27 protein-coding genes are annotated in these 26,943 nt (G+C 62.5%); 19 read left to right on the forward strand and 8 right to left on the reverse strand.

Annotated elements, in window-relative coordinates; all coding sequences use genetic code 11:
• Window positions 1-296: 296 nt before the first annotated feature.
• Window positions 297-1,310 carry a GNAT family N-acetyltransferase gene (locus MchiMG62_RS00235; RefSeq protein WP_221057384.1) on the reverse strand — a complete coding sequence of 338 codons (1,014 nt, stop codon included), beginning with the start codon at window positions 1,308-1,310 and terminating at the stop codon, window positions 297-299.
• 171 nt (window positions 1,311-1,481) lie between these two features.
• On the opposite strand from MchiMG62_RS00235, the gene MchiMG62_RS00240 reads away from it, so the two are divergent.
• The 7 genes from MchiMG62_RS00240 (at window position 1,482) to MchiMG62_RS00270 (ending at window position 7,237) form a co-directional block, all read left to right on the forward strand.
• Window positions 1,482-1,673 (forward strand): hypothetical protein, encoded by a 192-nt coding sequence (locus MchiMG62_RS00240; protein ID WP_054847570.1) that lies wholly within the window; start codon window positions 1,482-1,484, stop codon window positions 1,671-1,673.
• A gap of 81 nt (window positions 1,674-1,754) precedes the next feature.
• A complete protein-coding gene (locus MchiMG62_RS00245) occupies window positions 1,755-3,188 on the forward strand; it encodes a phenylacetate--CoA ligase family protein (protein ID WP_244987731.1) in 1,434 nt (477 codons plus the stop codon).
• Between the two features lie 5 nt (window positions 3,189-3,193).
• Window positions 3,194-4,303 (forward strand): CapA family protein, encoded by a 1,110-nt coding sequence (locus MchiMG62_RS00250; RefSeq protein ID WP_221057385.1) that lies wholly within the window; start codon window positions 3,194-3,196, stop codon window positions 4,301-4,303.
• A gap of 151 nt (window positions 4,304-4,454) precedes the next feature.
• Complete coding sequence (locus MchiMG62_RS00255; protein WP_221057386.1) at window positions 4,455-5,369, forward strand: thiamine pyrophosphate-dependent enzyme; 915 nt, start codon at window positions 4,455-4,457, stop codon at window positions 5,367-5,369.
• Window positions 5,363-6,475 carry a transketolase C-terminal domain-containing protein gene (locus MchiMG62_RS00260; protein WP_221057387.1) on the forward strand — a complete coding sequence of 371 codons (1,113 nt, stop codon included), beginning with the start codon at window positions 5,363-5,365 and terminating at the stop codon, window positions 6,473-6,475. The genes MchiMG62_RS00255 and MchiMG62_RS00260 overlap by 7 nt, the downstream gene beginning before the upstream one ends.
• Entirely contained in the window at window positions 6,468-6,995 is a 528-nt protein-coding gene (locus tag MchiMG62_RS00265; RefSeq protein ID WP_221057388.1) for a 2-oxoacid:acceptor oxidoreductase family protein, read from the forward strand. Before MchiMG62_RS00260 ends, MchiMG62_RS00265 begins: the two co-directional genes overlap by 8 nt.
• On the forward strand, window positions 6,992-7,237 hold the full coding sequence (locus MchiMG62_RS00270; protein WP_048114432.1) for a 4Fe-4S binding protein: 246 nt from the start codon (window positions 6,992-6,994) through the stop codon (window positions 7,235-7,237). The genes MchiMG62_RS00265 and MchiMG62_RS00270 overlap by 4 nt, the downstream gene beginning before the upstream one ends.
• On the opposite strand, the gene MchiMG62_RS00275 is transcribed toward MchiMG62_RS00270, so the two are convergent.
• Window positions 7,215-7,601, reverse strand: a complete 387-nt coding sequence (locus MchiMG62_RS00275; RefSeq protein WP_221057389.1) for a hypothetical protein — start codon at window positions 7,599-7,601, stop codon at window positions 7,215-7,217. The two genes, MchiMG62_RS00270 and MchiMG62_RS00275, sit on opposite strands and share 23 nt — an antisense overlap.
• Before the next feature lie 159 nt (window positions 7,602-7,760).
• On the opposite strand from MchiMG62_RS00275, the gene MchiMG62_RS00280 reads away from it, so the two are divergent.
• From MchiMG62_RS00280 to MchiMG62_RS00290, 3 genes are all read left to right on the forward strand, one after another.
• Complete coding sequence (locus MchiMG62_RS00280) at window positions 7,761-8,063, forward strand: Hsp20/alpha crystallin family protein (RefSeq protein ID WP_221057390.1); 303 nt, start codon at window positions 7,761-7,763, stop codon at window positions 8,061-8,063.
• 129 nt (window positions 8,064-8,192) lie between these two features.
• Window positions 8,193-10,358, forward strand: coding sequence for a thioredoxin domain-containing protein (locus tag MchiMG62_RS00285; RefSeq protein WP_221057391.1), 2,166 nt, complete (start codon window positions 8,193-8,195; stop codon window positions 10,356-10,358).
• A 19-nt stretch (window positions 10,359-10,377) separates the two neighbouring features.
• On the forward strand, window positions 10,378-10,914 hold the full coding sequence (locus MchiMG62_RS00290) for an OsmC family protein (protein WP_221057392.1): 537 nt from the start codon (window positions 10,378-10,380) through the stop codon (window positions 10,912-10,914).
• Here MchiMG62_RS00290 and MchiMG62_RS13375 read toward each other — a convergent pair.
• From MchiMG62_RS13375 to MchiMG62_RS00305, 3 genes are all read right to left on the reverse strand, one after another.
• Window positions 10,862-11,317, reverse strand: coding sequence for a dodecin family protein (locus MchiMG62_RS13375; protein ID WP_425331894.1), 456 nt, complete (start codon window positions 11,315-11,317; stop codon window positions 10,862-10,864). The genes MchiMG62_RS00290 and MchiMG62_RS13375 overlap by 53 nt on opposite strands.
• Before the next feature lie 269 nt (window positions 11,318-11,586).
• Complete coding sequence (locus tag MchiMG62_RS00300) at window positions 11,587-12,990, reverse strand: MBL fold metallo-hydrolase (protein ID WP_221057394.1); 1,404 nt, start codon at window positions 12,988-12,990, stop codon at window positions 11,587-11,589.
• Between the two features lie 130 nt (window positions 12,991-13,120).
• Window positions 13,121-15,169: an acetate--CoA ligase family protein gene (locus MchiMG62_RS00305; RefSeq protein WP_221057395.1), complete on the reverse strand. Its 2,049-nt coding sequence runs from the start codon at window positions 15,167-15,169 to the stop codon at window positions 13,121-13,123.
• A 319-nt stretch (window positions 15,170-15,488) separates the two neighbouring features.
• On the opposite strand from MchiMG62_RS00305, the gene MchiMG62_RS00310 reads away from it, so the two are divergent.
• The 4 genes from MchiMG62_RS00310 to MchiMG62_RS00325 all read left to right on the forward strand — a co-directional run bounded on the left by MchiMG62_RS00310 (window position 15,489) and on the right by MchiMG62_RS00325 (window position 18,950).
• Window positions 15,489-16,643, forward strand: coding sequence for an iron ABC transporter substrate-binding protein (locus MchiMG62_RS00310; RefSeq protein ID WP_221057396.1), 1,155 nt, complete (start codon window positions 15,489-15,491; stop codon window positions 16,641-16,643).
• Window positions 16,644-16,673: 30 nt separating this feature from the next.
• Window positions 16,674-17,786: a FecCD family ABC transporter permease gene (locus MchiMG62_RS00315; RefSeq protein WP_221057397.1), complete on the forward strand. Its 1,113-nt coding sequence runs from the start codon at window positions 16,674-16,676 to the stop codon at window positions 17,784-17,786.
• Complete coding sequence (locus MchiMG62_RS00320; RefSeq protein ID WP_221057398.1) at window positions 17,783-18,550, forward strand: ABC transporter ATP-binding protein; 768 nt, start codon at window positions 17,783-17,785, stop codon at window positions 18,548-18,550. Before MchiMG62_RS00315 ends, MchiMG62_RS00320 begins: the two co-directional genes overlap by 4 nt.
• A gap of 70 nt (window positions 18,551-18,620) precedes the next feature.
• Complete coding sequence (locus MchiMG62_RS00325) at window positions 18,621-18,950, forward strand: DUF1622 domain-containing protein (RefSeq protein WP_244987732.1); 330 nt, start codon at window positions 18,621-18,623, stop codon at window positions 18,948-18,950.
• A 25-nt stretch (window positions 18,951-18,975) separates the two neighbouring features.
• Here MchiMG62_RS00325 and MchiMG62_RS00330 read toward each other — a convergent pair whose 3' ends face one another.
• Both MchiMG62_RS00330 and udg read right to left on the reverse strand, forming a co-directional pair.
• Window positions 18,976-19,407, reverse strand: a complete 432-nt coding sequence (locus tag MchiMG62_RS00330) for a bis(5'-nucleosyl)-tetraphosphatase (RefSeq protein WP_221057399.1) — start codon at window positions 19,405-19,407, stop codon at window positions 18,976-18,978.
• Between the two features lie 8 nt (window positions 19,408-19,415).
• Window positions 19,416-20,033, reverse strand: coding sequence for a type-4 uracil-DNA glycosylase (gene udg, locus MchiMG62_RS00335; protein ID WP_244987733.1), 618 nt, complete (start codon window positions 20,031-20,033; stop codon window positions 19,416-19,418).
• Between the two features lie 317 nt (window positions 20,034-20,350).
• Here udg and MchiMG62_RS00340 point away from each other — a divergent pair, with 317 nt between their 5' ends.
• The 5 genes from MchiMG62_RS00340 to MchiMG62_RS00360 all read left to right on the forward strand — a co-directional run bounded on the left by MchiMG62_RS00340 (window position 20,351) and on the right by MchiMG62_RS00360 (window position 25,036).
• On the forward strand, window positions 20,351-21,604 hold the full coding sequence (locus tag MchiMG62_RS00340) for a hypothetical protein (RefSeq protein WP_221057401.1): 1,254 nt from the start codon (window positions 20,351-20,353) through the stop codon (window positions 21,602-21,604).
• Window positions 21,605-21,637: 33 nt separating this feature from the next.
• Complete coding sequence (locus MchiMG62_RS00345) at window positions 21,638-22,210, forward strand: hypothetical protein (RefSeq protein ID WP_244987734.1); 573 nt, start codon at window positions 21,638-21,640, stop codon at window positions 22,208-22,210.
• Window positions 22,207-22,800: a hypothetical protein gene (locus tag MchiMG62_RS00350; RefSeq protein ID WP_221057402.1), complete on the forward strand. Its 594-nt coding sequence runs from the start codon at window positions 22,207-22,209 to the stop codon at window positions 22,798-22,800. The genes MchiMG62_RS00345 and MchiMG62_RS00350 overlap by 4 nt, the downstream gene beginning before the upstream one ends.
• 495 nt (window positions 22,801-23,295) lie before the next feature.
• A complete protein-coding gene (gene lysS / locus MchiMG62_RS00355; protein WP_221057403.1) occupies window positions 23,296-24,822 on the forward strand; it encodes a lysine--tRNA ligase in 1,527 nt (508 codons plus the stop codon).
• Window positions 24,823-24,841: 19 nt separating this feature from the next.
• Complete coding sequence (locus MchiMG62_RS00360; protein ID WP_209729938.1) at window positions 24,842-25,036, forward strand: YwbE family protein; 195 nt, start codon at window positions 24,842-24,844, stop codon at window positions 25,034-25,036.
• 2 nt (window positions 25,037-25,038) lie between these two features.
• Here MchiMG62_RS00360 and MchiMG62_RS00365 read toward each other — a convergent pair whose 3' ends face one another.
• The gene (locus MchiMG62_RS00365) at window positions 25,039-26,901 is read right to left on the reverse strand and encodes a HAMP domain-containing sensor histidine kinase (RefSeq protein WP_221057404.1); all 1,863 of its coding nucleotides are present in this window, start codon (window positions 26,899-26,901) and stop codon (window positions 25,039-25,041) included.
• Between the last annotated feature and the right edge of the window lie 42 nt (window positions 26,902-26,943).

A 26,943-nucleotide genomic window follows, 5' to 3' on the forward strand; every position in this document is an offset into this window, starting at 1 on the left:
CCATTTATGAAAGAGGAGGGGCGCGAGGGGCTGTCGTCGACAAATGCATCCCAGGTATCTCTGTCGGCGATGATCTCGACCGGCAAACGGTTCTTCCTCCGTTCTGCCGGAGAAACCGGCAGGCCTTACCTCCTGCGGCCGGCCATTCGTGCCGGGGCGTAGAGCAGGGCCCGTCGCACAAACGCACTACTCATTCCGGCTTTTTCGGGTATGGGCCCCCTGAACCGCGGGTTTCAGGATACCACATGCTGCCCTGTGCAGTGAGGTAGCGGAGAGGAGAGAGACGGCGGCGAACCCTAAACTCTTCCGGTCGCCATCATCAACCGTTTCACGAAGGAGCGGTATGCCCACTCGGAGAACGCGCCGAGGCCGTCTTTCTTCTCAATCTCAAAGTACATCGTAAGATCGGGGTTGAACTTCGATTTGAAGAAGGCCAGATCGGGGTTGTTCGCACCCATATTCTCAAACGTCCGGTAGCCTTCGGCACGTGCACGCTCGATCAGGAGCCACTGGAGATACTCGTTCCCGGCATGAGCGCTCTCGATCCTCGGGGTTCCCATCCAGAGCAGGAACCGCCTGTACTCCTGGGCGGCAACCACGGCCGCGACCTCGTCCTCTGCATCGTAGAGGGTGTAGACCCCGATCTCCGGGTAGGCACGCACGAGATCCTCGAGGTAGTCGCGCTTGATCGGCGGGATGTCGAGCGACGGGTCACGGTAGCGCTCGGAGATGAGCGTATGGAGCGTGGAGATATCGCCGGATCTCTCCAGCCGAAGACCCGCTTTCGACTCCTTCTTCAGTTTGTTGCGGAGCTTGTAGTGGAGGTTGTTCCAGATCTCCTCGATCGGGCGCTCAAGATCGATGGTGTAGGTGTACCGGACCCGTGCATCGCACCGGTCCCAGAGGTAGTGGCGTATATCGTGAAAGCCCGGGACGAAGGCTATCGAGAGGTAGTTCGGCGAGATATCGAGGAGTTCCCCGCGAATTTCCTCTGCAATCAGCCCGAGAAGGGATTCTTTCTTGCTCCGCTTGAGCGACCCGAACTTCCCGTTCATTACGCACCCGAGGTGGGGGATCACCGTGAGGGGCGGGGGTGAAAAAACGGCGTTGATCCCGTGCATCCGCTTCCAGAAGAGCGGGAATACGCAGAGCGGCTCGTCGCCGTTGTAGATCGCGTAGGGAAGAAGCGTGCTCTTTGTATGGTTTGCCGTCAGGTGCAGGTAGTCCCACTTATGAAAGAGGAGGCCCGAAGGGCTCTCGTCGATGAAAGTATCCCAGGTATCTCTGTCCTCGACTCTGATCGCTGTCATCCCTTCCGTCCCTCCGGCGCTGTCATGCAGTCTGCGGCTCGGCGACCTCTAATCATCTCCCGGACTCATATATACCTTTCCGAGGGGGCGCCGTGTCGGGCAGCCGGTCGCGGTGGCCGCGCCCGGCCCCGCCGACAAATCTATTTATATAAGAACACGTGAGGTAGGGGCATGGTCGCACTCCGCCTCCTCGCCATGGACGACGTTTCGTTCCGTTCGTGGGAAGGCAACGGTTCCGATGCATACGGCGACGTCTGGGTGCTCATCCCGGAGAACAGCCTCTTTCCCGAGTTCCTGAAACATTTTTGCCGTGCATCCGGCCGGGATCTGATCGCGATACCGTACTCCGAGAACTTCTTCTGAACGTACCCGGTCTCCCGGCTAAGCCGGTCACCTTCATCATGTCGCCGGTGCCGTCCGGCCATACCGGGAGCAAAACGTTTAATGCCGAGTATAGGCATGAGCACCCCGATGGGTGTGCGGATGAATCATCGGGGATTGAGGGCTCTCCGGCCCGAGGATTCTGTGACGGCGAGGGCGCTCCGCATCCTCCCTGCATACTCCGCGTATAGAAAGACCTACGCCCTCCTCCGGGAGTCCCAGGGGTGGAGCCGGGAAGACCTCGCGACCTACCAGGCCCGGGCGCTCTCGCGGCTGCTCGACCACGCCTACGAGAATGTCCCCTACTATCGAAGGGTCTTTCAGGAACGCGGCCTTGTCCCGGAGGACATCCGGACTCCCGACGACCTGGCGCTCCTCCCGATCCTGACCCGGGAGGATCTCCAGGCCAACCTCCCGGACCTGAAGGCCCGGAACTACCCCGAGTCCGCCTTCGAGTACGTCACCACCGGCGGCTCCACCGGGATCCCGGTCGGATTCTACTACGAGAAAGGGGTCTCCCGCGCCCGGGAGTGGGCGTTCATGAAGACCCAGTGGGACCGCGTCGGCTACCGATTCACCGACCGCTGCGTCGTCCTCCGGGGCTACATCATCGGGTCGGCAAAGGATGGTGTCTACTGGAAGAAGACCCTCGGCGGCCGGTGGCTGCTGATGTCTTCCCACCACATGACCGAGGAGACCCTGCCGGACTACATCGACCGGATCCGGAGGTTCAAACCCCGCTTCATCCAGGCGTATCCCTCGGTGGCGACGATCCTGGCGCGGTACATGCGGGAGCACGGCATCGAGCCCATCCCGACCGTCAAGGCCGTCCTCTGCGGGTCGGAGAACCTCTACCCCTGGCAGCGCGACCTCCTCACCGAGGTCTTCGGGTGCCGGGTCTTCTCCTGGTACGGCAACTCCGAGCAGACGGTGCTCGCCGGCGAGTGCGAGGAGAGCACCCACTACCACATCTTCCCCGAATACGGGATCGTCGAACTGATCGGGCGGGACGGACGGCCCGTCGAAGGGGCCGGCGCCATGGGCGAGGTGGTCGCGACCAACCTCACCAACTTCGTCTGCCCTCTCATCCGCTACCGCACCATGGACGTCGCGGTTCGCGGGAGAGACCCCTGCACCTGCGGCCGCGCCTACCCGATACTCGAGCGGGTCGAGGGGAGGCTCCAGGAGTTCATCGTGACGAAGAACCGCCGGTTCGTATCGATGACCGCGGTGAACATGCACTCCGACATCTTCGACAACGTCGCGCAGTTTCAGTTTCACCAGGAGAAAGAAGGAGAGGCCCTGCTGCGGATCGTGAAAAAACCCGGCTACGGCGACCGCGACACGGAACGCATCCTCCGAGAACTCGACAGAAAATTCGACGGCGGCGTGGACGTGACCGTCCGCTTCGTCGATGAGATTCCCCGCACCCGGCGCGGCAAATACCAGTTCCTGATACAGGAACTCCCGCTGGATCAGTGGGGCATTTCGGTGTGAGAACCATGCAAAGACTCAGGCTAACAGCAGTAGGAGACATATGGGTTCGGACGGCGAACCATCAATACCCATTCGGAAAGGTCGGTCATCTTCTTGAGGGTAAAGACGTCCTCTTCGGGAACCTGGAGACCACTCTCTCGGATACGGGCGAACCGGTAGAGAAGCACCACGTGATCTTCACATGCCCGGACGCGGCCCGGTACCTGAAGGAGGCCGGGTTCGACGTCATGAGCGTTGCAAACAACCACTCCGGCGACCTCGGGGTCGAGGGATTCAGGAACACTCTGAACGCGCTCGAGAGACGGGGGATCGTCGCCATCGGCGGATCGGCGACCGAAGACCGGCAGGAACCGGTCATCCTCGAGAGGAACGGCATCTCGATCGGGTTTGCGGGCTATACGATCGGCAAACTCGCCATATCGCGTGAGGTCTCGGTCAACCGGCTGGTCGAGGAGGAAGTCTTCAGGGATATCGTCTCCCTCAAAGGCCGGTGCGACCATATCGCCGTCTCGCTGCACTGGGGGACGGAGATGGCCTACTACCCGTCTCCCGAGCAGATCGACCTCGCCCACCGGCTCATCGATGCCGGGGCCACCCTGATCCTCGGGCACCACCCGCATACCATGCAGGCGATCGAACGCTACCACGGGGGGCTCATTGCCTATTCGCTCGGCATGTTCCAGTTCGAACCGCGCTGGCCCCACAACATCTCGCGGGAGGCGATCATGCTCTCGGTCGACCTGCAGAAGAACGGCGTCGTCGGAGGGCATGAGACGGTGCCGCTCATCATCGACGACGACTTCATACCCCATCCCGCAGAGGGAGCGATGGCCGAGGAGATCCAGAACTTTCTATCCGAGATCTCGCGGCCGGTCGCCGAGGGGAGGCTCACCAGGGCAAGGTGGTTCGAGGAGATCGCGCCGGTCTACATGAAGATGAACCTCGAGAGTTACCGTTACCGGATACGCCGCAAAGGCATCTTCCCGCTCCTGGAGATGGGAGCCTGGTTCTTCACGCCGTTCTGCCTGAGATGCTGTGCCGGCCTCGTCCGGCGGCTGTTCCACCCCGAACTTGCGCGCAGGAGACGTGCTCCGGGGCAGAACGCCGGGAACTGAACGAAGGTGAATACGGGGGGACAGAGGAGTCCGGTTAAACAGGACCCCGTCCCCGACCCGTTCTTCAACGCATCCTGCATTCCGGCCGGTCATTCCGCGGGAAAACCACCGGGTTCCCGGGGACCGGATCGCAAAACCCTCATTACAATTGATGACAAATATAACCATGAGGAGTGTAACCAATTTGTCAGCGATTCCAAAGGAAGAGTATCTCTATAAGTGCACGTCCGCCTGCGCGGGGTGCAGCTCTTCCCTATGTCTGCGTTACGTGCTCAAAGCCGCCGGACCCGACTCCGTCCTGGTCGTACCCGCCTGCTGCACCAGCGTCATCCAGGGGATCTACCCCGGCACCGCGATGAACGTGCCCGTCTACAACGTGGCGTTTGCCGCATCCGCGGCCTGCGCCTCCGGTATGAGCGAGGCGTTCGCAGCCATGGGGAGGGAGACCAACGTCATCGTCTACGCGGGCGACGGCGGAACGGTCGATATCGGCATCCAGGCGCTCTCCGGCGCTTTTGAGCGCGGCACCAATTTCCTTTATATCTGCTACGATAACGAGGCATACGGCAACACCGGCATGCAGCGGTCGGGCGCAACCCCGCTCGGGGCGCGCACCACCACGACCCCCGGCGGCAAGCCCACGACCAAGAAAGACCTCGACCGGATCGTCGAGGCGCACAACCCGCCCTACATGGCGACCGCCTGCAGCGCCTACCCCCTCGACCTCTACAAGAAGGTCAAGAAGGCGCTCTCGATCGAAGGCCCCAAGTTCATCCATATCCTCGCACCGTGCCCGCCGGGGTGGCGCTACCCCACGGAGAAGACGGTCGAGATGGGGAAACTCGCCGTGAAGACCGGAACGTGGATCCTCTACGAGCGCGAGTTCGGGAAACTCTCGATCAGCGGCCCGTCAAAGGCGGCGATGAAGAAACCCGCGCCGCTCGAGGACTACATCAAAGGCCAGGGCCGGTTCAAGAACCTGAGCCCCGATATCATCGACCTGATGCGCCAGCAGGTGCAGCAGAACATCCAGCGGCTCGCCCGTGAGGAGGCAGGCGTATGCTGACGATCGCGACCGGCAACAAGGCGGTGGCCGCTGCGGTGAAGGCCGCGAAACCGGGCGTCATCGCCGCATATCCGATCACCCCCCAGACAGAGATCGTCGAGCAGATCGCCGAGTATGTCGCCGGCGGCGACCTCGAGAGCCGCTACATCCCGGTGGAGAGCGAGCACTCGGCGATGGCGGCCTGCATCGGGGCGAGCGTCGGCGGCGTCCGGACGTTCACGGCGACGAGTTCCCACGGCCTCCTCTACATGCACGAGATGATCCACTGGGCCGCGGGCGCGCGTCTCCCCATCGTCATGGCGAACGTCAACCGTGCCCTCGGGCCCGGGTGGAACACCTGGGCGGAGCATACCGACGCCTTCTCCCAGCGCGACACGGGATGGCTGCAGGTCTTCGTGGGCACCGTCCAGGAGGCCTACGACGCCACCCTGATGGCGTTTCGGATCGCCGAGGACGAGAGGGTTCTCCTCCCGATGATGGTCAACCTGGACGGGTTTGCATTGAGCCACATCACGCAGTCGCTCGACACGGTGGAACTCGGCGACTTCGTGCCTCCCTACCACCTCCCGCACGCCATCGACACGGCAAACCCCCTCGGCTACGGGCCCATGACCGGGCCGGACGACCACTTCCGGTTCCGGTGGGATATCGAGCGGTCGATGCGCGACGCCCGGGGCGTGATCGCGGAGGTCGAGCGCGAGTTTGCCGAGCGGTTCGGCCGCTCTTACGGCCCCACGGAGGATTACCGGTGCGAGGACGCCGACGTCGTCGTCGTCGCGATGGGAACCCTCGGTAAAGAAGCGGAGGTGGCGATCGACCGTCTCCGCGACGAGGGTATCAAGGCCGGTTCCATGCGCCTGCGCTGGTTCCGCCCCTTCCCGGACCTCGATCTTGCCGGGCGGGAGGTCGTCGTCATCGACCGCGACTACTCCTTCGGGTTTGGAGGTGTTGTGGCGCATTCCATCAAGTCGAAGACCGGCATCGAGCCCTACAGCGTGATCGCCGGCCTCGGCGGCCAGGAGGTCACCTACAACGATATCGCAGACTTCGTCCGGAACCGTCGTCCCGGCACCGAGACCTGGTTCGGGGTGAGCGACCATGTATGAGATCAGGATCCACTCCCGGGGCGGGCAGGGCGGCGTCACCGCCGCGAAACTCCTCGCCCTCGCGGCGTTCAGGGACGGCAAGCACGCGACCGCCTGCCCGTTCTACGGGGCGGAGCGGCGCGGGGCGCCGGTCGTCTCGTTCGTCCGGATCGACGACGAACCAATCAAGGTGTACAGCCAGATCCACGAGCCGGATCTCGTGATCGTCCTTGACACGAGCATCATGGACGTCGTCGACGTCCTGGACGGCCTCAAGGCCGACGGCACGGTTCTCTTAAACAGCGCTCATCCGGTTGCCGGGTGCAACGGAACCTGCCGCCACGTCGACCTGACCGGGATCGCGCTCGCAGAGAACCTGGTGGTCGCGGGAAGCCCGATCCTGAACACCCCGGTGCTCGGGGCGCTCGCGAAGATGGGGATCGTCACCCTCCCGTCGGCGGAGCAGGCGATCCGCGAGATGTTTAGCGACGAACGGAACGTAAAGGCTGCCAGAGCGGCATACGAGGAGCTGAAGATATGAGAGAGAGACTTGCGCTCAGCAGGCCGAAGGAGGCCGCGTCGGGGAAGACCGGGACGTGGCGGACGTTCCGGCCCGTCGTGGATAAGGAGACGTGCAACGCCTGCGGGCTCTGCGCCCAGTACTGCCCGGACGGGGTCATCGACGAGGAACTGAACATCGACCTCGACTACTGCAAGGGGTGCGGCATCTGCGCGAACGAGTGCCCGAAAGGGGCGATCGCTATGGTGCGGGAGGAGCGCTGACCCCGTCGTCGACGGGGCGCTTCGCCATATACTCCAGGTTGAACCGGTAGAAGTGCGTGTAGCCGCAGTTGCGGCACCGGGTCGTGAGATGGTTGGACCCGATCGCAAGATCGTGCGGGCCCGTGACCCCACAATTTTTGCATCGCCCGCCGGCATCGAGCGTCCAGAGATCGTAGCGCCCGATCGGCGTGCAGGTTCCGACCGCCCCGGTGTTCTCGAACCGCGGGATGAATATCCGGGTTGCCCCGCAGGCTGAGCAGATCACCTGCGCCTGCGCGGAGACCGCTTGTATGATCTGGTCGGCATCCTCGCCGCAGTGGTAGCAGCGGGTACGGTGCCGGGTGAAGATGAACCGCTCGCTCATGCATGATACTTGAGGAGCGTAAGATAAAACCTCCGTTCGGGGGTACTGCCGCCCGCACCCCGGGACGGCGGACCGGTGCCGCGCCCGGGCCGGGTCACGGGAAGAGGGAAACGTTAAATAGCACCCCCGCACCTCTGTTGCCGAATAGGAGGTTATGCGATGGCAGCGTTGAGAGTTGCACCCTATGTCTGCGCGTACTCGGACGAGAATGAAGAGAACCTGCATATCGAGATCGAGCTACCCGGGGTCGACAAGAAGGACATCACGTTCAAGATGCAGGAGACCAGTTTCTCCATCGATGCAGCCCGCGGCGACGTGCGCTACGTCGGCACCTATGCGATCGGATGCCCGGTCGACACCGGCAAGGCGAAGGCGACGTTCCGGAACGGCCTCTTGGCCGTGGATGTCCCCTACATCCAGCCGGCCGCGGAGGAGACAAAGCAGATTCCCATTGCGGAATGAGGGGCGCACTTCATTTTTAACCCCCGGGCGCCCTTCGCCCCGGTAGCGGGAAGGGGCGTCCGCACCCCGGGGCCGCTCCGTCCGCCGGGAGGAGTCACCTTTATTAGCCTGCATCCGCACGTCAGGGATATGAACCCGGCACGCGGATACGACCCGGAAGCACCGGAAGCATCGGTGCGGGAGAGATCACCACCGAACCGGCTGATCAACGAACAGAGCCCTTACTTACTCCAGCACGCCCATAACCCCGTCGACTGGTACCCCTGGGGCGAGGAGGCGTTTTCACGGGCGCGGGAGGAGGGAAGACCGATATTCCTCTCCATCGGCTACTCGGCCTGCCACTGGTGCCACGTCATGGAAGAAGAGTCGTTTGCCGACCCGCAGGTCGCGAAACTCCTAAACGACGTCTTCGTCTGCGTCAAGGTGGATCGCGAGGAGCGGCCGGATATCGACCAGGTCTACATGGCGGCCGCCCACGCACTGACCGGGACCGGAGGCTGGCCGCTCACCATTCTGATGACCGCCGATAAAAAACCCTTCTTTGCGGCGAGTTACATCCCGAAGGATAGCCGCTATGGGATGACCGGCCTGCTGGACCTCATCCCCCGGATCAGCAAGATCTGGCAGACCCAGCGGCAGGAACTCGAGAGCGCCGGCGACCAGGTGTTGCAGGCGCTGCAGAGCGCGGCGAAGACCCCGCCGGAGGAGGGCGAACTCGACGAGGCGGTCCTCGACGAGGCCTATAACACCTTCTTCCGGGTCTTCGACGGAGAGAACGGCGGGTTCGGGGATGCGCCCCGGTTCCCCACCCCGCACAACCTCATATTCCTGCTCCGGTACGGGAACCGGACCGGGAAGGAGCCGGCATACACGATGGTCGAGAAGACGCTGCACGCCATGCGCCGGGGCGGGATCTTCGACCAGGTCGGTTACGGGTTCCACCGTTACTCGACGGACGCGGAGTGGTTCGTCCCGCACTTCGAGAAGATGCTCTACGACCAGGCGCTCCTCGTCATGGCGTATACGGAGGCCTACCTCGCGACGGGGAGGGAGGAGTTCGCGAGAACCGCCCGGGAGACGATCGCCTACGTCCTGCGCGACATGACCGATCCGGACGGCGGCTTTTACTCGGCGGAGGACGCCGACAGCGAGGGGGAGGAGGGGAAGTTCTACCTCTGGACGAAGGACGAGATCCTCGCGGTCCTCGGGGAAGAGAACGGAGAACGGTTCTCCCGGATATTCAACGTCATGGATCCCGGGAACTACCGGGAGCAGCCCGGTGGGAGGAGGACAGGCAAAAACATCCTCCGCCTCCGCCGGCCCCTCGCATCCTGGGCGCACGAGTTCGCAGTCCCGGAGGAGGATCTGGCGTGGTTCGTCGAAGAGGGGCGGCAGAAACTTCTCGCGGCCCGCGAGCGGCGTCTCCGCCCGGACAAGGACGATAAGATCCTCACCGACTGGAACGGCCTCATGATCGCCGCACTCGCGAAAGCGGCCCGGGTCTTCGACGAACCGGACTACCTGGCGGCGGCGGAGCGAGCGGCCGCGTTCATCCTCACCAATCTCCGCCGGCAGGACGGGCGGCTCCTCCACCGCTACCGGGGCGGCGATGCCGGCCTCGCGGCAACCCTCGACGACTACGCGTTCATGATCTGGGCGCTCATCGAGGTCTACGAGGCGTCGTTTACCCCTGGCTACCTCAAGACCGCCGTCGACCTCTCCCGGGACCTCATCGCGCACTACTGGGACTGCAACCAGGGAGGGTTCTTCTTCGTGCCGGACGATGCGGACGTTCCTGTCCGCCAGAAACCCGTCTACGACGGGGCGATTCCTTCCGGCAACAGCGTGGCCATGTACGCTCTCTTCGTCCTCGGACGGATGACGGCGAACCTCGAACTCGAGGAGACGGCGGAGCGCATACGGCGCGTCTTTGTCGGAACCGTCAGCGAGTCTCCCACCGCCTGCTCCCACTTTCTCACCGGCCTCGAGTTCATGCTGGGGCCGAACTTCGAGGTGATCATATCCGGCGTTCCGGGCGCGGAGGATACGAAAGCGATGATCGGCGCCATCCGGTCGCACTACGCCCCCGACGCCGTCGTCATCTTCCGCCCTTCCGATGAAGAGGAGCCGGATATCGTGAGGGTAGCCGGGTTTACCCGCGATATCGTGACGATCGAGGAGAAGGCGACGGCATACGTCTGCACCAACTACGCCTGCGACATCCCGACGACCGATCCCGGCGAGATGGTGCGGCTCGTGCGATCGACGGGACGGCCGCCGGAACCGATCATCTGACTTCAGGGAGGGATACACGATGAACGCGCGAAACGGGGTCGATATGGAGCGGGTGAACGCCCTCAAAGCGGCGATGCAGGAGGAACCGGCGGCGGGCAGAAAGACCCTCTCCGCCATCACGAGCTGGAACGGCGGCGCCCACTCCACCACGATCGTCCGGAACTTCGCCATCCCGGCCGACGAACCGGTCGCCCTCGGCGGAACCGAACGGGGGGCAAGCCCGACGGAACTGGTGCTCACGGGGCTTTCCGCCTGCATCGCGATCGGTATCGCCTACAGCGCGGCGGAAGACGGGATCGAGGTCGATTCAATCGAGATCGATGTTGCGGGCGACCTCGATCTCGGCGGATTCCTTGAAATTGGTGAGGCCCGACCAGGACTAGAGGAGATTCGCCTGACCGTCCGGGTGGATGCCGACGCGCCGCGGGAGAAGATCGAGGAACTCGTGGACCACGGTTACCGGCGCTCGCCGGTCGCGGCCTCGCTCGAGGGCAGGGTGCCGGTCAGGGTCTGCATCGGGTGGGAGGAGACCGGGGCGGGCAGGGTGCAAAGATAACCCACAACGAAGCGGCGCTCCACACGCAGGCAAACCCTACCGCGAGATCCGGGATCGGTCCAGTGCAGCCGCGACGACTGCGAGGTATCTCTGGTGCAAGTCGAAGGGGAGTTTTCATCAATAATTCGCCGACCCGGAGAGACACCTCGAAAAAGAATGACGGGAAAGGCTCAACTTTCACGTTGGCACGATACTCCACGATCCGACCGCCGTCCACCTTCGCGGTGCATTCACTCAGGTAGACATGTCGTATGTTTTTAACCGTTTTCGCGGCTTCTTTCACTGCATTGGCCGCCGCATCCTCCCATCCGGTCGGGGAGCTGCCGATCAACTCGATGACTTTGGCCACGGAAGGCCCACCCGTTGTTGCCATGTTCATTCCTCCACGGTCACCCTGAGGCATACCACCCAGATAAAGATTTGCAGCGTAATACCCGGATGGTCGGGAGCGGCGTGCCGGCTACAGGGAGAGGTTCAGCCGGAGCAAGGCAGGAGGGAGACGGCGATAGTAGTAGCGGGATCAGGAAATAGTCCGGACGAAGCCCGCACCTTCGGTCCTTTAACTCCCGCTGTTCCGGGGGCGGGCAGTTCGGGGCGATAAGTCGTCCCGGGATCCGGTGGAGGTGGGCATACGCAGGCCCGGACAACCTGCACGCCATCCCGGCCCCGCCTCTACATCGCCGGAGGGACGGAGAGGGGTTTCTCCTCGTCCTTGACGAGCGGGTAGTTCGCCGCCTTCCACCCGATCGTGCCGCCGAGCAGGTTCGTGACGTTTCTAAACCCGTGCTTCTCCAGGATGCTCGCCGCAAGGCTCCCCTTGAACCCGGCGTCGCAGTGGACGACGATCCGCTTATCCTCCGGGATCTCGTCGATATGCTCCTCGAGATGCCCGACGTAGATGTGGTGCGATCCCTGGATGTAGCCGTCCTCCTCCCGGTGATTAACGTTCCTGACGTCGAGCACCCAGATCGACGGGTCGTCCAGATTCTCGGCGAGGTCGGGGGGGGACCAGGTGCCGGAGCGCTCGACGGTCTCGCCCTGCTTGAACCAGGCTGCAAACCCGCCCGCGAGGTATCCCGCGATGTTGTCGTAGCCGAGCCGGACAAAGTGGCGCACCACGTGATCCAGGTCCAGGTTGAAGTCGTCCACGAGGACGATCGGGTTCTCGTAGTTCAGGTAGTAACCCATGTAGAGGGGAAGACCCTGCCGCCAGATACTGATGGTTCCGGGGATGTGCCCGCCGGCGAAACTCGTCGGGGACCGGATATCGACGATCTGTACGCCCCGATCCATGAGCGAGCGGATCTCCCGGGCCGAATACGCCCGCAGGTGCGGCAGGTTGTAGATCAGGGGCGGCCCTTCCCGGTTGAGCTTGCGCATCATCCTGAAATACTGCGGCTCGTAGAGCCGTTCGTTCACTTTGCGCTCGACGAACGTCTCCTCCGGGAGGGAGAGCAGCCTGTTCGTCGCCTTCTCAAACCCGATGGTCGTGTACTCCCGGTCGCTGATCTTCCCGCCGCAGACGGAACCCGCGCCGTGGGCGGGGCAGACGATCGTGCCGTCGGGGAGCGGGAGGATCTTCTGGTGCAGGCTCTCATACAGCAACTCTGAGGCCTCCCGCCGCTTATCCTCGCCCGCGAGATCGGTCCTCCCCACATCCCCGGCGAAGAGCGCGTCGCCGGTAAAGACCATCAGGGGATCGTCGGAGACCGATCGATCGCGGAGCAGGAGCGATATGCTCTCTACGGTATGGCCGGGCGTCTCCAGGATCTCGAGTTCGAGCGGACCGAACGAGAACGTCTCCCCCTCCCGGACAGCGGTGCCGAACCCGAACTCCTCCCGGGCACCGTGCAGGATCTCCGCCCCGGTCGGACGGGCGAGGTCCCGGGAGCCGGTGACGTAATCCTCGTTTCTATGCGTCTCAAAAATCTTCGTGATCTTCATACCCTCGCGCCCGGCGACGGCCGCGTAGACCAGGCAGTCGCGCCTCGGATCGATGACCGCCGCCTCCCCGTCCGCCCCGACGATGTATGAGTTGTGAGCAAGGATATCGGACTTAATCTTCTCAAACAGCATCCGAATTCATCTCCCGGGTGGTGGAACCCGTTCCGATGAGCCGGGATACGGGACGGATATATAAAAGGGTTCCGGGGGATACGGGGAGAGAGCAGGCGCTTCCTGCCGGCGTCCGGGGAGCAGAATCCTTTCACTCCTGCCGGACGGCCCTGACCTCAAGGATGCTGCCCACCGCCTTGAACGCATCCTCGAGCTCCTCGAAGTTCGGGATCCGGGAGCCCCGCAGAATGCGCAGCCCGCTCCTGATGCTGTCGCCGCCGAGCATGCAGCCCACCACCATCTTCTCCGTGTTGCGAGAGAACCGGACGATCTCGTTTGCGACGTGCGCCGGATCGACGAGCGTGGTCGGCACGGCGATCACGAACGCGATGTCCCAGAACTCCTGGTGGCGGATCAGCACGTCGAAGAGGGCGGCGAACCGGGTGGCGTCGGCGTCCCCGAGGATGTCCATGGGGTTTGCGTGGTTCCAGAACGGCGGGAGGAAGGCATTGAGCTCGCGAAGCACGTCGTCGGGGAGGTCGACCATATCGACCCCGTAGGCCTCGGCGTAGTCGGAGGCGAGGACGGCGAACCCCCCCGCACTGGTGACGGCGATCGCCCGCTTGCCGCGAGGGTAACCCTCGGAGGCCAGGAGTTCCGCGAGGTTGAAGGCGTCCCGCAGGCTCCTGGCCGGGATCACCCCCGCCTGCCGGAACGCCGCGATGTAGACCTCGTAACTCCCGGCGAGCGACCCGGTGTGGGACGACGCCGCGGCCTTCCCCTTCCGGGACGACCCGGACTTCACCGCCACCACCGGCTTTCTTCCGGCGACCTCGCCGACGATCTGCATGAACCCGCGTCCGTCCTGGATCTCCTCGATGTACAGGGTGACCGACCGGGTCATGGTGTCCTGCTCGGCGAACCGAAGAAAATGCTCGAACCCGAGATCCGCCTGGTTGCCGACGCTGATGACGGTCGAGAACCCGAACTCCTCGGGGAGGCTCCAGTCGATGACGGTGGTGATGATCGCGCCGCTCTGGGAGATGAAGGCAACGTCTCCCGCTCTCGGCGAGACGGGGTCGAACGTGGCGTTGATCCTCATGTGAGGCATCATGATCCCGAGACAGTTCGGGCCGATGATCCGGATGGAGTGCCGCCTTGCAATCGCCGTGACCTTCTCTTCGAGAGCCGTGCCTTCACCGCCGATCTCGCGGAACCCGGCGGTGACGATGACCGCGAGACGGACGCCTTTCTTCCCGCACTCCTCCATCACCTCCGGGACGATCCGGGCGGGCACGGCGATGACCGCCCAGTCGACCGGGCCCGGGATGTCCAGAACGGAGGGGTAGGTTGTTCGCCCGAAGAGCTCGCTCCTCGAGGGGTTGACCGGGTAGAGGTTGCCGGAAAACGAGAGCAGGTTCCGCAGAACCGAGTAGCCCACCTTGTTCGGGCTTGCGGAGGCGCCGATCACGGCGATGGATTCCGGGTAGAAGATATCCGGGGGCGCCCGGACGCTGAGCCGGGAAGCCGCCCCCCCGGCGGTCTCCCCGACGATGATCCTTGCATCGACGACGCTGACACCTTTCTCATACACGATGACGGGGTTCAGGTCGAACTCCCTGATACGCGGATCTTCGATGAAGGTCTGTGCCATGGCGGCGATGACGCGGACGAGCGCCTCCTCGTCCTTCGGGGCCTCGCCCCGGTATCCCCGGACGAGCCGGTAGCCCTCGATCTCGCGGATCATGGCGCGGATCTCGCCTTCGGTTGCGGGCAGCACCCGGATGGAGGCGTCTGCGAGAAGTTCCACCAGTTTCCCCCCGAGACCGAACGTGATCACCTTCCCGAACGAAGGATCGGTCTTTCCGCCGATCAGCACCTCGAGCCCCGCGGGCATCTGTTTCTCGACGATGATGCCGGTGACCGTCGCCTCCGGGGCACGGACGGCGGCGTTCTGCATGATTGTCCGGAACGCCTCTTCTGCCCCTTCAGGGCTCTCGATCCCGGTTACGACCCCGCCGACATCGCTTTTGTGGACGATCTCCGGCGAGATGACCTTCATGACGACGGGGTAGCCTATCCGCCCGGCGGCCGCCCGCGCATCGGAGGCGCTGGTGGCGAGGTGATGGGGGGGCACCGGTATCCCGCACGATTCGAGCAAGCGGTAGCCCTCAGATTCGGTTAACATCCTCTCCGGCATCTGGATTCCTCACGATATGCCGATCCTGCCGGGATGCATGACCGGCGTCCTGGTGCATCGGTTGGTCGGGTCTTCCATAATAAATATCCGCCCCGGGGGAACGGGGCAGATTTCCGCCAGAGAAAACAGTAAAAAGGAGTTTAACCGGCCAAATGCCGTGGAAGAGCGCCGGACATTCGGATCCGACGTCCAAAACCCGGGGACGCCATGTCGATTCGGCTGATCACCACAGTGGGTATTACGAATTGGAATTGAATCATACTCGATAGAGAGTATTTCGATAACTATAATAAACAGTGTTACTACTACAGATATTAGTATGCCACCGTTCCGATATAGAGGGGGCCTCACAGCCGCAGTGCTTGCGGCCCTCGTTCTTGTCATGCTTGCCGCCGGGTGCACCGGCACCGGGACCGTCCAGGGCGGCACCGGCGAAACCGTCACGATCACCGACGGGTTCGGCCGGACGGTCACCGTTCCTTCGCCGCCGGAGAGCGTCGTCAGTTCGGGTTCCGGGTGTCTCCGTTACCTCGTCTACCTGCAGAGCCAGGACCTCACCGTCGGCGTCGACGACATCGAAAAGAAAGATCAGACGATAGAAGGCCGGCCCTACGCCCTCGCCTACGGGTCACAGTTCAAGAACCTCCCCCTGATCGGTGAGTTCCGGGGCAAGGACGACCCGGAGAAGATCCTCGGGATCGGTCCCGCGGTCGTCTTCAAGACAGGGTCCACCGGAACGGCATACGGTACCAGTGCAGCCGAAGCCGACAAACTCCAGGAGAAGACCGGGATCCCGGTCGTGGCGTTCCCCTACGGCTCGCTGCGGAACGACGCCGAAAAGGCCGAGATGTACACCGGGCTCCGCACGATGGGCGAGGTTCTCGGGAAACAGGGCCGCGCCGAAGAGGTGATTGCCTACATCGAGGCGACGATCGCCGACCTTGAAGCCCGGACCGCCGATATCCCCGAAGCCGACCAGAAGACGGTCTACATCGGCGGTGTCTCCTCGGCAGGCGCCCACGGCATCATCTCCACCGAACCGGCCTACCCGCCGTTTTCTTGGGTGAATACAAAGAACGTCGCGGCCGGACTCGGCACGGCTCACGCGGACGTCGCGAAAGAGGCGCTCGTCGATTGGGATCCCGACTATCTCTTCATTGACGTCGGCACGATCCAGATGGAGAGCGACGGGGCGATCGGGGAACTGAAGACCGATCCCGCGCTCAAGGGACTTACTGCCACAAAGGAAGGCCGGGTCTACGGTGTTCTCCCATATAACTTCTACAGCACGAACTACGAGACCGTGCTTGCCAACGCCTACTTCATCGGCAAGACCCTCTACCCCGACCGGTTCGAGGATGTTGACCCCGAGGAAAAAGCGGACGAGATCTACACCTTCTTCATCGGGAAACCAGTCTTTGATGAACACAAAAATCAGTATCGGAACCTCGGGTTCGCGGAGATCACGCTGTAGACCCGGGTCTAAACAGGAGGATATGACGAGATGCACTTTGCAGACGGGGCCATCCCCACGGACTACGTGGGCTACGTCCGCCGAAAGCACCTCTGGATACTCGGGGGGGTGGTCCTCCTCTTTATCCTCCTGATCGTATCCATATCGGTCGGTGCGGTCAGCATCCCCCCGTACGAGGTCTTCCTCTCCATCGTGAACGGTATCGTCGACCGGATACACCTGCTCCTCAACCCCGGCACCGTTCTCAACCCCACCAGCACCGACCGGATCGTCTGGAACATCCGCCTCCCGCAGGCGCTTGCCGCGATCGTCGCCGGGGTGGGGCTCTCGGTGGCGGGGGTCGCCATGCAGTCGATCCTCCGTAACCCGCTCGGCTCGCCGTTCACGCTCGGCATCTCGAACGCCGGGGCATTCGGGGCTGCCGTCTCGGTCATCGTCCTCGGCACCGGACAGATGCATTCCACGGTCGCCGACGCCGTCACCCTGAACAACCCCTACGTGACGACGCTGGTTGCGTTCATCTTCTGTCTCCTTGCGACGGCCGTGATCCTGCTCATATCCCGGATACGCGGGGCGTCTCCTGAGGTGATGGTCCTCGCCGGCGTCGCCCTCTCCTCGCTCTTCACGGCGGGGACGATGTTTCTGCAGTACTTCGCCGACGACACCCAGCTCGCCGCCGTCGTCTTCTGGACGTTCGGCGACGTCGGCCGGGCCAGCTGGCAGGAACTCGGGATCATGGCCTTTGTCACGACAGCGGCCTCGCTCTACTTCATCGCGAACCGCTGGAACTACAACGCGATCGACGCGGGCGATGAGACCGCGAAAGGCCTCGGTGTCAGCGTTGAGCGGGTTCGCGACGTCGGGATGGTCGTCGCGGCGCTCGTATCCGCCGTGATCGTCTCGTTCCTCGGGGTCATCGGATTTGTGGGGCTCGTCTGCCCGCATATGATGAGGAGGCTCATCGGCGACGACCAGCGCTACCTGATCCCGGGCTCCTGCGTGATGGGCGGGCTCCTCCTCCTCGCTTCGGACACGGTCGCCCGGATCATCGTGGCTCCCTACATCCTCCCGGTAGCCGTGCTCACGGCGTTTTTGGGCGCACCGGTCTTCATCTACCTGCTCCTGCGGGGGTACCGGCGATGATCCTCGACGTCGACGGCGTGGCGTTCAACTACCGGAGCGCCCCGGTCATCCGGGATATCACGTTCGAACTCTCGCCCCACCAGATCCTCGCGATCCTGGGGCCGAACGGTGTCGGGAAGACGACGCTCCTGAAGTGCATGAACACCATCCTGCGGCCGAAGGCCGGATCCGTCCTCATCGAGGGGGCGGATCTCCTCGCCGCGGACAGGATGGAGATCGCCCGGAAGGTCGGCTATGTCCCGCAACGGTGCGAGGCCGGCCGGATGACCGTCTTTGACGCCGTCCTCCTCGGCCGGCGGCCGCATATCGGGTGGGACGTGACGGATAAGGATATCCGGATCGTCGAGGCGGCGATCCGGATGCTTCACCTCGAAACTCTTTCACTCCGCTACATCGACGAGATGAGCGGCGGAGAACTCCAGAAGGTGAGCATCGCGAGAGCCCTCGTGCAGGAGCCCCGGGTGCTGCTCCTCGACGAACCGACGAGCAGCCTCGATCTCAAGAACCAGATCGAGATCCTCGGGATCGTCCGGCATGTGACGGCGGAGCACGACGTCGCCGCGGTGATGACGATGCACGACCTGAACATGGCGCTCCGCTACGCCGACCGGTTCATTCTCTTAAAGGACGGGGTCATCCATGCCGCAGGGGGCCCCGACGTGGTGACGCCAGGGACCATCGAGGCGGTCTACGGCGTCTCCGTGACGGTCGAACGCTACAACGGGTTCCGCTTCGTCGTGCCCCTGGAACCGGGGAGCGCCTGAGAGCCCGGAGGCGCCCTCCGGGATAACGTATAAGCCCATCGTCACCGATATGCCCGGCGGGGGGCATATAGTGCTTGAGACGTTCATCGGAATCACCGGGACGGTCCTCGGGACGTTCGGGGCGCTCTTCATCGCCTACGGGGCAGCGATCGCGATGGTCGAACTCCTGGCGCGGGAGACACGCATCCGGAAACAGAGTTACCGCGACATCCGGTGGACGTTCACCACGCGCATCCTGATCGGCCTTGAGTTCTTCGTTGCCGCGGACGTCATCAAGACAATCCTCGAACCGACGTTCCAGGATCTGATCATCCTCGGGTCGCTCGTCACGATCAGGACCATCGTGGGTTACTTCCTCGGGAAGGAAGTGAAGGAACTCCCCGAGGAACGAAAAATGTAACGACAGGCGGGGCGGGATCTTCCGGTCACGCGTTCTTCGGGTTCCGCGTGGCCTTCAAGTGCGCGTGCGCCCCCTCGACGACTCTCCTCGAGTTCGCGAAGGTGATCGTCTGTTGCGCCTCGCCGTAGGGGAGCCACCGGTAGTCGATATGTTCGTCCGAGAGCGTCACCTCCTCCTCCGGCGTCTTGATCAGATAGTAGACGACCTCCTTGTAGACCGTATGCGCCCGGCGCTGGAAGAAGTAGTGAACCTCCTCGCGGAACCCGGGGACGAACTCCGCGCGGGTGATCCCGGTCTCCTCCTCGAGTTCGCGAAGCACCGTCTCTTCCTCGCTCTCGCCGCGCTCACCGTGCCCTTTCACCAGATCCCAGTGCCCGGCCCCGTACTGGAGGATGAGGTACTGGAGATCCGTATCCTGTCGGACGACGACTGCCCCGCATGAACGCTCTTTTGCCATGATCTTCTTCAATCCTGTCTCGTGAACTCTCCGGCCGCCGCGAGTTCGCGCCCGATGATCCGGAAGTCCTCTTCCAGGGACTCCCGGTATCCCGGGTTGTAGAGCGCGGCGGCAGGGTGGAGGGTGGGGATGAGTCGGACCGGGTGGCCGAAGAGAAGGCCGGGGTAGACCGTCCCCCGGATCTCCGTGATCCGGTCGAACTCGACGGAGAGGAAGGAGAGGATATACCTGCTCGAGTGCCGGCCGAGCATCACGATCACCTTCGGCCCGACGATCCGGATCTGCTCCTCAAGATACGGGGTGCAGGCCCGGATCTCCTCTTCACCGGGGTCGCGGTTCCCGGGCGGCCGGTGCTTGACGATGTTCGCGATGAAGACATCGTCACGCGATAAACCGATACCCGAGAGGAGGCCGTCGAGGAGCTTCCCCGCCCGGCCGACAAACGGCCTCCCGGTGAGATCCTCCTGTCTTCCCGGCGCTTCGCCGATGAGCATGAGTTCGGCCCGGGGATTCCCCTCCCCCGGAACTGCATGGTGGGTATCCTCCCAGAGGGGGCATTTCCGGCATTCTCCGATGACGGCGGCAAGCCGCTCTATCGCTACGTCGCTCCCCGTCTCCTCTGCCATGCCCACACTATTGACAATAACTCGTATAACCTTCTTATGCATTGTGATTTGGGGCCGACCCCATCTCAACCACCCGGGAACAACCTCTGAAGAGAGAGGAGGTTTCACACCTCCGGCCACGGATCTCGCCGTTCGGCGCGGTGCCGGTTTCATGCCTATGGAGGCCGGTTTTTCGAGGGGGTAATCCAGCACAGGCCCAACGTGTAGATGCGTGTCACAGAAAAGGTATATAGAGAAACGTTGAGCTCTCCAGCGTGGATACCTGTACTGGTATCCCGAGATGCGCGGGACCCCCCCATCCCCGGTTGACGCCCCGGATGAAGAGCCCCGCATGCCCGGAGGCAACAGGATCTACGCGCTCTGCGTACTTGAAGGTGTTGCTTTATCCGCCTCCGGGTAAAAAAACGGAGGAAAACGAGATGAACAAAAAAATAGGCATGCAGGCATTCCCCTTGCTCCTGGCGGCAATGCTGGTAAGCACGGGTTTTGTGCCAATTGCAAGCGCAATCGCGGGCGAAGGCGCCGGAATCGATTTTGATCGGTACTCGCCTCCTCAACTGAACGTCGACCCATCGATTGAGACGATAGCCATCTCCGAGGCATTAAGCCCCCAATCGGAGCGACGAATCACAGACAGTAGGACGGAAGGGGGGATCCCGCTCGGTTCGATCGTCGTCCACGCAGCCGATGGAATCACCCAGGTGTTCGACAAAAATGGGAACCAGTTGCTCTCGATCAGTGACGAAAAATCCGGAAAACTACCCACACCTGCTGGTGTCGAAAAATCCTGTACCCGACTGCATCAACTCCCGAACGACTCAAGAGTGTATCACCGCGGAGATCAGACCTTCGTCCTTGATGCTGCCGGAGAACTGATCCTGACCGTCATTGATAAGACTCCGTCCTCCGGTCGGAATGTGGCGGAGCCAAAGATGTGGACCGGTAATAGTTGGGTAGAATCAGCAGAGGATAGACCAAATTCCGAGATTACCGAGTATACAGCATACTGGACGGTCCCATCCAGCCCGCCTTCAGGTCTTGCGATTAATGAGAGGATCTATCTCTTCAACGGCATAGAGAGGACTGTCGGGTCAACGACGTACCTGCTGCAGCCGGTGCTGGCCTACAACGGATCCACCCATCAATGGGAAGGGCAGGCCTGGGCGGCATACAGTCCCAACTACCAGGATAGTTATTATGGGCCCCTGTTCGGCACCGCCACCGGACATACGATGAGAGGGCGTATCTACTGGAGCAGCAGTCTCAATCTCTGGTCTATCACCATCTACGACCATACAACGGGCCAATACAGTTCGCTGTCAACGCAATGCATGCAGCCGGGGGCCGGATGCCGTGTCGGCTGCGTCCTTGAAGGCTGGAATATTGACGACAACACTGATGTGCCGGGCGACACGCTCTTCTACGACATGGTGTACAAGAGTTATGGGGCGCCCATGAGCATCGACCTGGAGCCATGGTACTCAACCGAGGTTCCTTATGAGATCATGCGATACTGCCAGGTGCAGATCATTCAGAATCCTTCGCGTGTGTGCCTCCATACCTACAACTGATGAATGATGAGACAAATTTCCTTTCTCCTTTTTATGCTGCTGCTTCTGGCATTCGGGGCCGGGTGTATCGACCCCCCGGAGACAAATGCAACGGAAAACGTCACCCCCGCCCCGGTCCTCCACTACGAGCGGGGGGACGTCTTGATCCCGATCAACACATCCAAGATTCCAGTGCGGGGATTCGACGCCAATGTCACGGAGGTGATCGAGACCCTCCTCGCCGACCAGCGGGCCGGGGCCCTGCTTGAGGGCGGGTGGAAGATAGCCTCGGTCCAGACAAGTTATGATTACGACTTGAGGACGCATGTCGACGTAGAGTTCCGGAGCGATGAACCGTCACCGTCGTTCTTCATCGAAGTGGACGAACAGAAGGGGCACACCGGCTGGGGGCGCTGCAACGTCCCGCGCTGGCTTGGAGGACCGTTTGCAGGCCCCTACCCTGAGGACTATCACCAGAACTGGACGAACAGAAGGGGCGTTGACTGGATATATGTCTTCGATCACCACAACGATCGGGTAGTGATGGTCTACAACGAAACGACGATCTTCTACCTCTACCCCTCGTACGGGAGAGAGTGGTATGAAAGCGTGGAGGCGTCAGGATGAAGCGGATCTTCATTCTCTCCCTTACGCTGCTGCTCCTGGCGCTCGGGGCCGGGTGCATCGACTTCCCGGGGGCGAACGCCACGGAAACCGTCACACCCGCCCCGGTCCTCCACTACGAGCGAGGGGATGTCTCGATCCCCATCAACGTCTCCGAGATCCCGGTGAGAACGTTCGATGTCAACGCAACAGAGGTGATCGAGATCGTCCTCGCCGACCAGCGGGCCGGGATTCTGCTTGAGGGCGGATGGCAGATCACCTCGATCCGGACGGGCTTTGAGGGGGAGGACCCGAACCGGGAGCACATCGACGTGGAGTTCAGGAACGATGAACTGTCGCTGTCGTTCTTCATCGAAGTGGACGAATGGGAGAGGCAGACCGGCAGAGGACGTTGCAGCGCCACGATCTGGAGGGGGCACCCGTGGACGTCAGAACCCTTCCCCGAGGAGGAAGACTATCACCAGGCGGTAAACCCGTATATGGGCCTGTTTGTGGTCGTCGATCATCACAACGAGAGGGTGATTATGGCCTATGACGATACGACGATCTTCTACCTCTACCCCTCATATGGGGAAGTGACTGAATGGGAATGACCGAAGCGGAACCGACGCCCCTCTCCCCTCTCTCATGGAACAGGGTGATGTGAAAGCGTAGGGGAGGGCGATGCGGGAAAATGCAGGTTGCCGGAACGAGCATGGAACCACCATAGAAGGGAAACAAAATGAACAGAAAAGCGGGAATGCGGGCGCAAATCGTACCTGCAACCGGCGAGAGCAGTTAAGTGAAGCAGATCTTCATTCTCTCCTTTGCACTGCTACTCCGGGGCGCGCTGTCTCTCCTGCACGGATCTGGCCCTGCGGCCAGTCGCACTATGCTCCCACCCGTCGCCACTCGAAGACCTTCGGTCTTCTCCAACTCCTGTCCTACGGACAGTCGTTCCTCACGGCCCGTCGCCAATTTAATACCCCCGAAGGTGAACACTATATAGAATTTCCCGGCGTGCGTGCGGCCCGGTCTCGCCGGAGCGGCGCCGACTCCGGATTTCCGGCCGGGTTCCGGGCTGCAGGACGAATGGAGCGATTTGTACAATGAGCGATATGGATCATACCTGTTTTGACACGGCAAAGATCGACAAGATACAGGAACTGCGCGAACGCGGGGTGACGGTCTATCCCTACACCTTCGACCGCAGGGATACCGTCGAGGAGATCAAGGAGCGGTTCTCCACGATCGAGCACGACAAGAGCGAAGAGGAGGTCAGCACCGCCGGCCGCGTCTACGTCGTCCGCCAGCACGGCAAGACGATATTCGCCGACATCGGGGACTCGACCGGCAGGATCCAGATCTACCTGCGGAAGAACGACCTCGGCGAGGAGCAGTTCGACCTCTTCCGCCAGTACGTCGATGCCGGGGACATCGTCGGCGTCGTCGGCCACGTCTTCCGGACGAAGATGGGCGAGATCACCGTCTGGGTCGACCGGTTCGAACTCCTCACGAAGTCGGTCTGCCCGCTTCCCGAGAAGTTCCACGGGCTCAAGAACGTCGAGACCCGCTACCGGCAGCGCTACCTCGACCTGATCATGAACGAGGAGAGCCGCGAGACCTTCCGGACGCGGAGCAGGATCCTATCGCTCATGCGGCAGTTCCTCTTCGAGCGGGACTACCTAGAGTTCGAGACGCCCACCCTGCAGCCGATCTACGGCGGCGCGAACGCCCGGCCGTTCACGACCCACCACAACGCCCTCGACCAGAAACTCTACCTCCGGATCGCGCCGGAACTCTACCTCAAGCGCCTGGTCGTCGGCGGGTTCGAGAAGGTCTTCGAGCTCGCAAAGAACTTCAGGAACGAAGACATCGACACCAACCACAACCCGGAGTTCTCGATGGTGGAGATCTACGAGGCCTACCGGGACTACAACGACATGATGGACCTCACCGAGGAGATCTTCTCGTTCCTTGCGGAGAAGGTGCTCGGGACGACCACCTGCACGTTTGCCGGGCACGACCTGGACTTCTCCCGGCCCTGGCGCCGCCTCACGATGGAGGAGGCTGTGCGGGAGTACGCCGGGATCGATTTCGGGGCCATGAGCCTCGAAGAACTCCGCGCGTTCGGCTTCGAGCACTGCGTCGAGGGCTGCGAGAGCGCCACGACCCGGGGCGAGTACCTGGTCCTCTTCTTCGAGCACTTCGGCGAGAAGCACCTCATCCAGCCGACGTTCGTCTACGACTTCCCGATCGAGAACTCGCCGCTTGCAAAGAAGCACCGCTCGAAGGAAGGGATGACGGAGCGGTTCGAACTCTTCATCGCCGGGATGGAGATGGCGAACGGCTTCTCGGAGTTGAACGATCCCCTCGACCAGAAAGCCCGGCTCGAACTGCAGGACGCAAAGCGCCGGAAGGGCGATCTCGAAGCGCAGATGATCGACTACGACTTCATCAACGCGCTCGGCTACGGGATGCCCCCGACGGGCGGCGTCGGCATCGGGATCGACCGGCTGGTGATGCTCCTCACCGGCAAGGACTCGATCAAGGAAGTGCTCCTCTTCCCGCAGATGAAGACCATCGTCCCGGGGCAGAACGGGGACGGAGCGGAAGAGAGCGGCGGGGAAGAGTGACCCCCCACAACTTTTTGTCATGAACGGACAGAACAGGGCCGCCATCAAACCCGGGATGACGGTGGATATCGTGCTCAAGCGCGACCAGAAGACCGGCAAGCGCACCCGGGGCGTCGTCGCCGAGATCCTGACGAACTCGTCGTTTCACCCGCACGGGATCAAGGTCCGGCTCCGCGACGGCCAGGTCGGGCGGGTGCAGGAGATCGTCGGGTAGGATCAGGCAGCCTTCCGGAGGGTGAACCGGATGGCTGCGCCCTCCTCCGGGCGGCCCTCGACCCGGTCGTCCGCCCAGATCTTCCCGCCGTAGCGCTCAATAAGCATCCGGCAGATGTAGAGACCGAGACCACGGCCGCTCTTCTCGCCGTCTCCGCCGCTGAAACGGGTAAAGAGATATGGCTTCCTCTCATCGGGGATCCCCGGCCCGCCGTCCTCGACCGAGACCTCAATCTCCTCCCCGCGCTCCTCGACCCGGAGGACGATCTGCCCTCCCGGGCCGGCAAACTTCTCCGCGTTGCCGATGAGATTCGTAAACACCTCTGGTACGAGGTCGTCGGCGAGGACGGTAGCCGTGGTGCCGGCATAGGTGATCGAGACGTCCGGGTAATGCTCGATCTCCGCCCGGATGACGGGGTCGAGAGCGACCGGCCGGAGGACGACGGCCTCCTCCTGGATCTGCCGGATGGTGTTGACGTTCCGGATGATCTCGATGTTCTTTCTGAGACTCTTCTGCAGTTTCCCGGTGTAACCCCGCTGCTCCCCCTCGAGTTCATCCATGAGGAGATCCGCATACAGGCTCGCGGTATTCGTGGCGTTCCTGATATCGTGCGTCATGATATCCAGGTAGAGGTTTGCCTTCTCCGTCGACCTCTTCAACTCCGCCGTGCGCGCCTCGACCTGCTCCTCCAGGTGCTCGCTGTACTCCCGTATCGTCTCTTCCGACTTCCGGAGATTCTGTATGCCCGATTTAAGGTTCGCGACCATCGTGTTGATGCTCCGCTCGAGCCGCACGACCTCCCGGGTCGCCGAGACCCGGACGGTGTGGTCGAGATCCCCCTGCGCGATGATATCGACGTCGTCGATGATCTCCTCGATAGGCCGCGTGAGGCGGCGAGCCACGAGGAAGATGATCCCGCTCGAGAGTATGATCGCGAGGAAGGCAACGGCCGCGCGAGAGTAGAGCATCCGGTCGAGCTGGCTCCGGATACGTGCCGTGTTGTACGTCAACTCGACGACGACGCTCGGGTCGGACGGGTAGTCGGGATCTTTCAGGTCGACGAAGAGGTAACGGACCTGCCTCCCGTGCTCGTCCCGCACCTCGTAGTCCATTCTGCCGGGAACGATCGTCCCGGCGACGAGTTCACGGACTCCGGGGCCGGGGGACCCGCCGGCATCCCCAACGGGGTTCCCAAAGACATCGAAGACGCGGACCGAGTCGAGGTAAGGGTTTAAGGCAACGAACTCCCGTGTGCTCTCCAGCGAGCGCACCCGGTTCCGCTCCTCGACGGATGCACCCGGCACGAGCCCGATCTCGAACAGGTAGCGGTGATCCGGGGTGGGCATATAGGCGAACTTCCGGACCTGCCCGGTTGAGTGCTCGTAGACAACGCGGTCGGGGGAGAACTCGTGCCCGAGGCGCATCCGCGTGACCTCTTCGTAGAAGTCCGGGAACTTTCTGAAGTCAAGGCCCCGGTCGGGAGGATGGGTGGTATACTCGATGACGCCGTTTGCGTTGATGACGTAAAAATCCATATCCTCGCCGAGCTCCTCTTTGAGCCCGGCGAGATCCATCCCGGACGGATCGCGTCCCGCCCGCTCGTACTCCTCAAGGAAGAGCGAGAACCCTCTCTGCAACCGCAGATTGAGCGAATCGTCGAAGAGCTTGAGCCCGGTATCCACATCCGTGATCGATTCGCGGATGCTCTTTTCGGTGACGCCCTGGAGGGTGGCGAGGTCCGAGGTCATCCTCTCCTCAGCCTGCAGGTAGTCGTAGACCGCTAGAAGGCTGATTGCAGGGATGACGATGAGAAGGATGGCGGCAATAAGTGTGTATGCAAACGGCCAGTCCTCTGGAACAGGCATGCTATCGCTCTTCATCGGTCGCGGTGGCGCACGAGAGGGGGC

It is taken from the genome of Methanoculleus chikugoensis, assembly GCF_019669965.1.
Classification (GTDB): domain Archaea; phylum Halobacteriota; class Methanomicrobia; order Methanomicrobiales; family Methanoculleaceae; genus Methanoculleus; species Methanoculleus chikugoensis.

What these genes read in the sequence shown, in the direction of transcription:
- MchiMG62_RS00360 (WP_209729938.1), top strand. Translation starts at nt 24,842, where the DNA reads ATGAACGGACAGAACAGGGCCGCCATCAAACCCGGGATGACGGTGGAT.
- MchiMG62_RS00275 (WP_221057389.1), bottom strand. Translation starts at nt 7,601, where the DNA reads ATGAGCGAGCGGTTCATCTTCACCCGGCACCGTACCCGCTGCTACCAC.
- MchiMG62_RS00285 (WP_221057391.1), top strand. Translation starts at nt 8,193, where the DNA reads ATGAACCCGGCACGCGGATACGACCCGGAAGCACCGGAAGCATCGGTG.
- MchiMG62_RS00330 (WP_221057399.1), bottom strand. Translation starts at nt 19,407, where the DNA reads ATGGCAAAAGAGCGTTCATGCGGGGCAGTCGTCGTCCGACAGGATACG.
- MchiMG62_RS00250 (WP_221057385.1), top strand. Translation starts at nt 3,194, where the DNA reads ATGCAAAGACTCAGGCTAACAGCAGTAGGAGACATATGGGTTCGGACG.
- MchiMG62_RS00260 (WP_221057387.1), top strand. Translation starts at nt 5,363, where the DNA reads ATGCTGACGATCGCGACCGGCAACAAGGCGGTGGCCGCTGCGGTGAAG.
- MchiMG62_RS00345 (WP_244987734.1), top strand. Translation starts at nt 21,638, where the DNA reads ATGCTGCTGCTTCTGGCATTCGGGGCCGGGTGTATCGACCCCCCGGAG.
- MchiMG62_RS00365 (WP_221057404.1), bottom strand. Translation starts at nt 26,901, where the DNA reads ATGCCTGTTCCAGAGGACTGGCCGTTTGCATACACACTTATTGCCGCC.
- MchiMG62_RS00280 (WP_221057390.1), top strand. Translation starts at nt 7,761, where the DNA reads ATGGCAGCGTTGAGAGTTGCACCCTATGTCTGCGCGTACTCGGACGAG.
- MchiMG62_RS00310 (WP_221057396.1), top strand. Translation starts at nt 15,489, where the DNA reads ATGCCACCGTTCCGATATAGAGGGGGCCTCACAGCCGCAGTGCTTGCG.
- udg (WP_244987733.1), bottom strand. Translation starts at nt 20,033, where the DNA reads ATGGCAGAGGAGACGGGGAGCGACGTAGCGATAGAGCGGCTTGCCGCC.
- MchiMG62_RS00350 (WP_221057402.1), top strand. Translation starts at nt 22,207, where the DNA reads ATGAAGCGGATCTTCATTCTCTCCCTTACGCTGCTGCTCCTGGCGCTC.
- MchiMG62_RS00300 (WP_221057394.1), bottom strand. Translation starts at nt 12,990, where the DNA reads ATGCTGTTTGAGAAGATTAAGTCCGATATCCTTGCTCACAACTCATAC.
- MchiMG62_RS00235 (WP_221057384.1), bottom strand. Translation starts at nt 1,310, where the DNA reads ATGACAGCGATCAGAGTCGAGGACAGAGATACCTGGGATACTTTCATC.
- MchiMG62_RS00255 (WP_221057386.1), top strand. Translation starts at nt 4,455, where the DNA reads ATGACAAATATAACCATGAGGAGTGTAACCAATTTGTCAGCGATTCCA.
- MchiMG62_RS00270 (WP_048114432.1), top strand. Translation starts at nt 6,992, where the DNA reads ATGAGAGAGAGACTTGCGCTCAGCAGGCCGAAGGAGGCCGCGTCGGGG.
- lysS (WP_221057403.1), top strand. Translation starts at nt 23,296, where the DNA reads ATGAGCGATATGGATCATACCTGTTTTGACACGGCAAAGATCGACAAG.
- MchiMG62_RS13375 (WP_425331894.1), bottom strand. Translation starts at nt 11,317, where the DNA reads ATGCCTCAGGGTGACCGTGGAGGAATGAACATGGCAACAACGGGTGGG.
- MchiMG62_RS00240 (WP_054847570.1), top strand. Translation starts at nt 1,482, where the DNA reads ATGGTCGCACTCCGCCTCCTCGCCATGGACGACGTTTCGTTCCGTTCG.
- MchiMG62_RS00340 (WP_221057401.1), top strand. Translation starts at nt 20,351, where the DNA reads ATGAAGAGCCCCGCATGCCCGGAGGCAACAGGATCTACGCGCTCTGCG.
- MchiMG62_RS00320 (WP_221057398.1), top strand. Translation starts at nt 17,783, where the DNA reads ATGATCCTCGACGTCGACGGCGTGGCGTTCAACTACCGGAGCGCCCCG.
- MchiMG62_RS00305 (WP_221057395.1), bottom strand. Translation starts at nt 15,169, where the DNA reads ATGCCGGAGAGGATGTTAACCGAATCTGAGGGCTACCGCTTGCTCGAA.
- MchiMG62_RS00315 (WP_221057397.1), top strand. Translation starts at nt 16,674, where the DNA reads ATGCACTTTGCAGACGGGGCCATCCCCACGGACTACGTGGGCTACGTC.
- MchiMG62_RS00265 (WP_221057388.1), top strand. Translation starts at nt 6,468, where the DNA reads ATGTATGAGATCAGGATCCACTCCCGGGGCGGGCAGGGCGGCGTCACC.
- MchiMG62_RS00245 (WP_244987731.1), top strand. Translation starts at nt 1,755, where the DNA reads ATGCCGAGTATAGGCATGAGCACCCCGATGGGTGTGCGGATGAATCAT.
- MchiMG62_RS00290 (WP_221057392.1), top strand. Translation starts at nt 10,378, where the DNA reads ATGAACGCGCGAAACGGGGTCGATATGGAGCGGGTGAACGCCCTCAAA.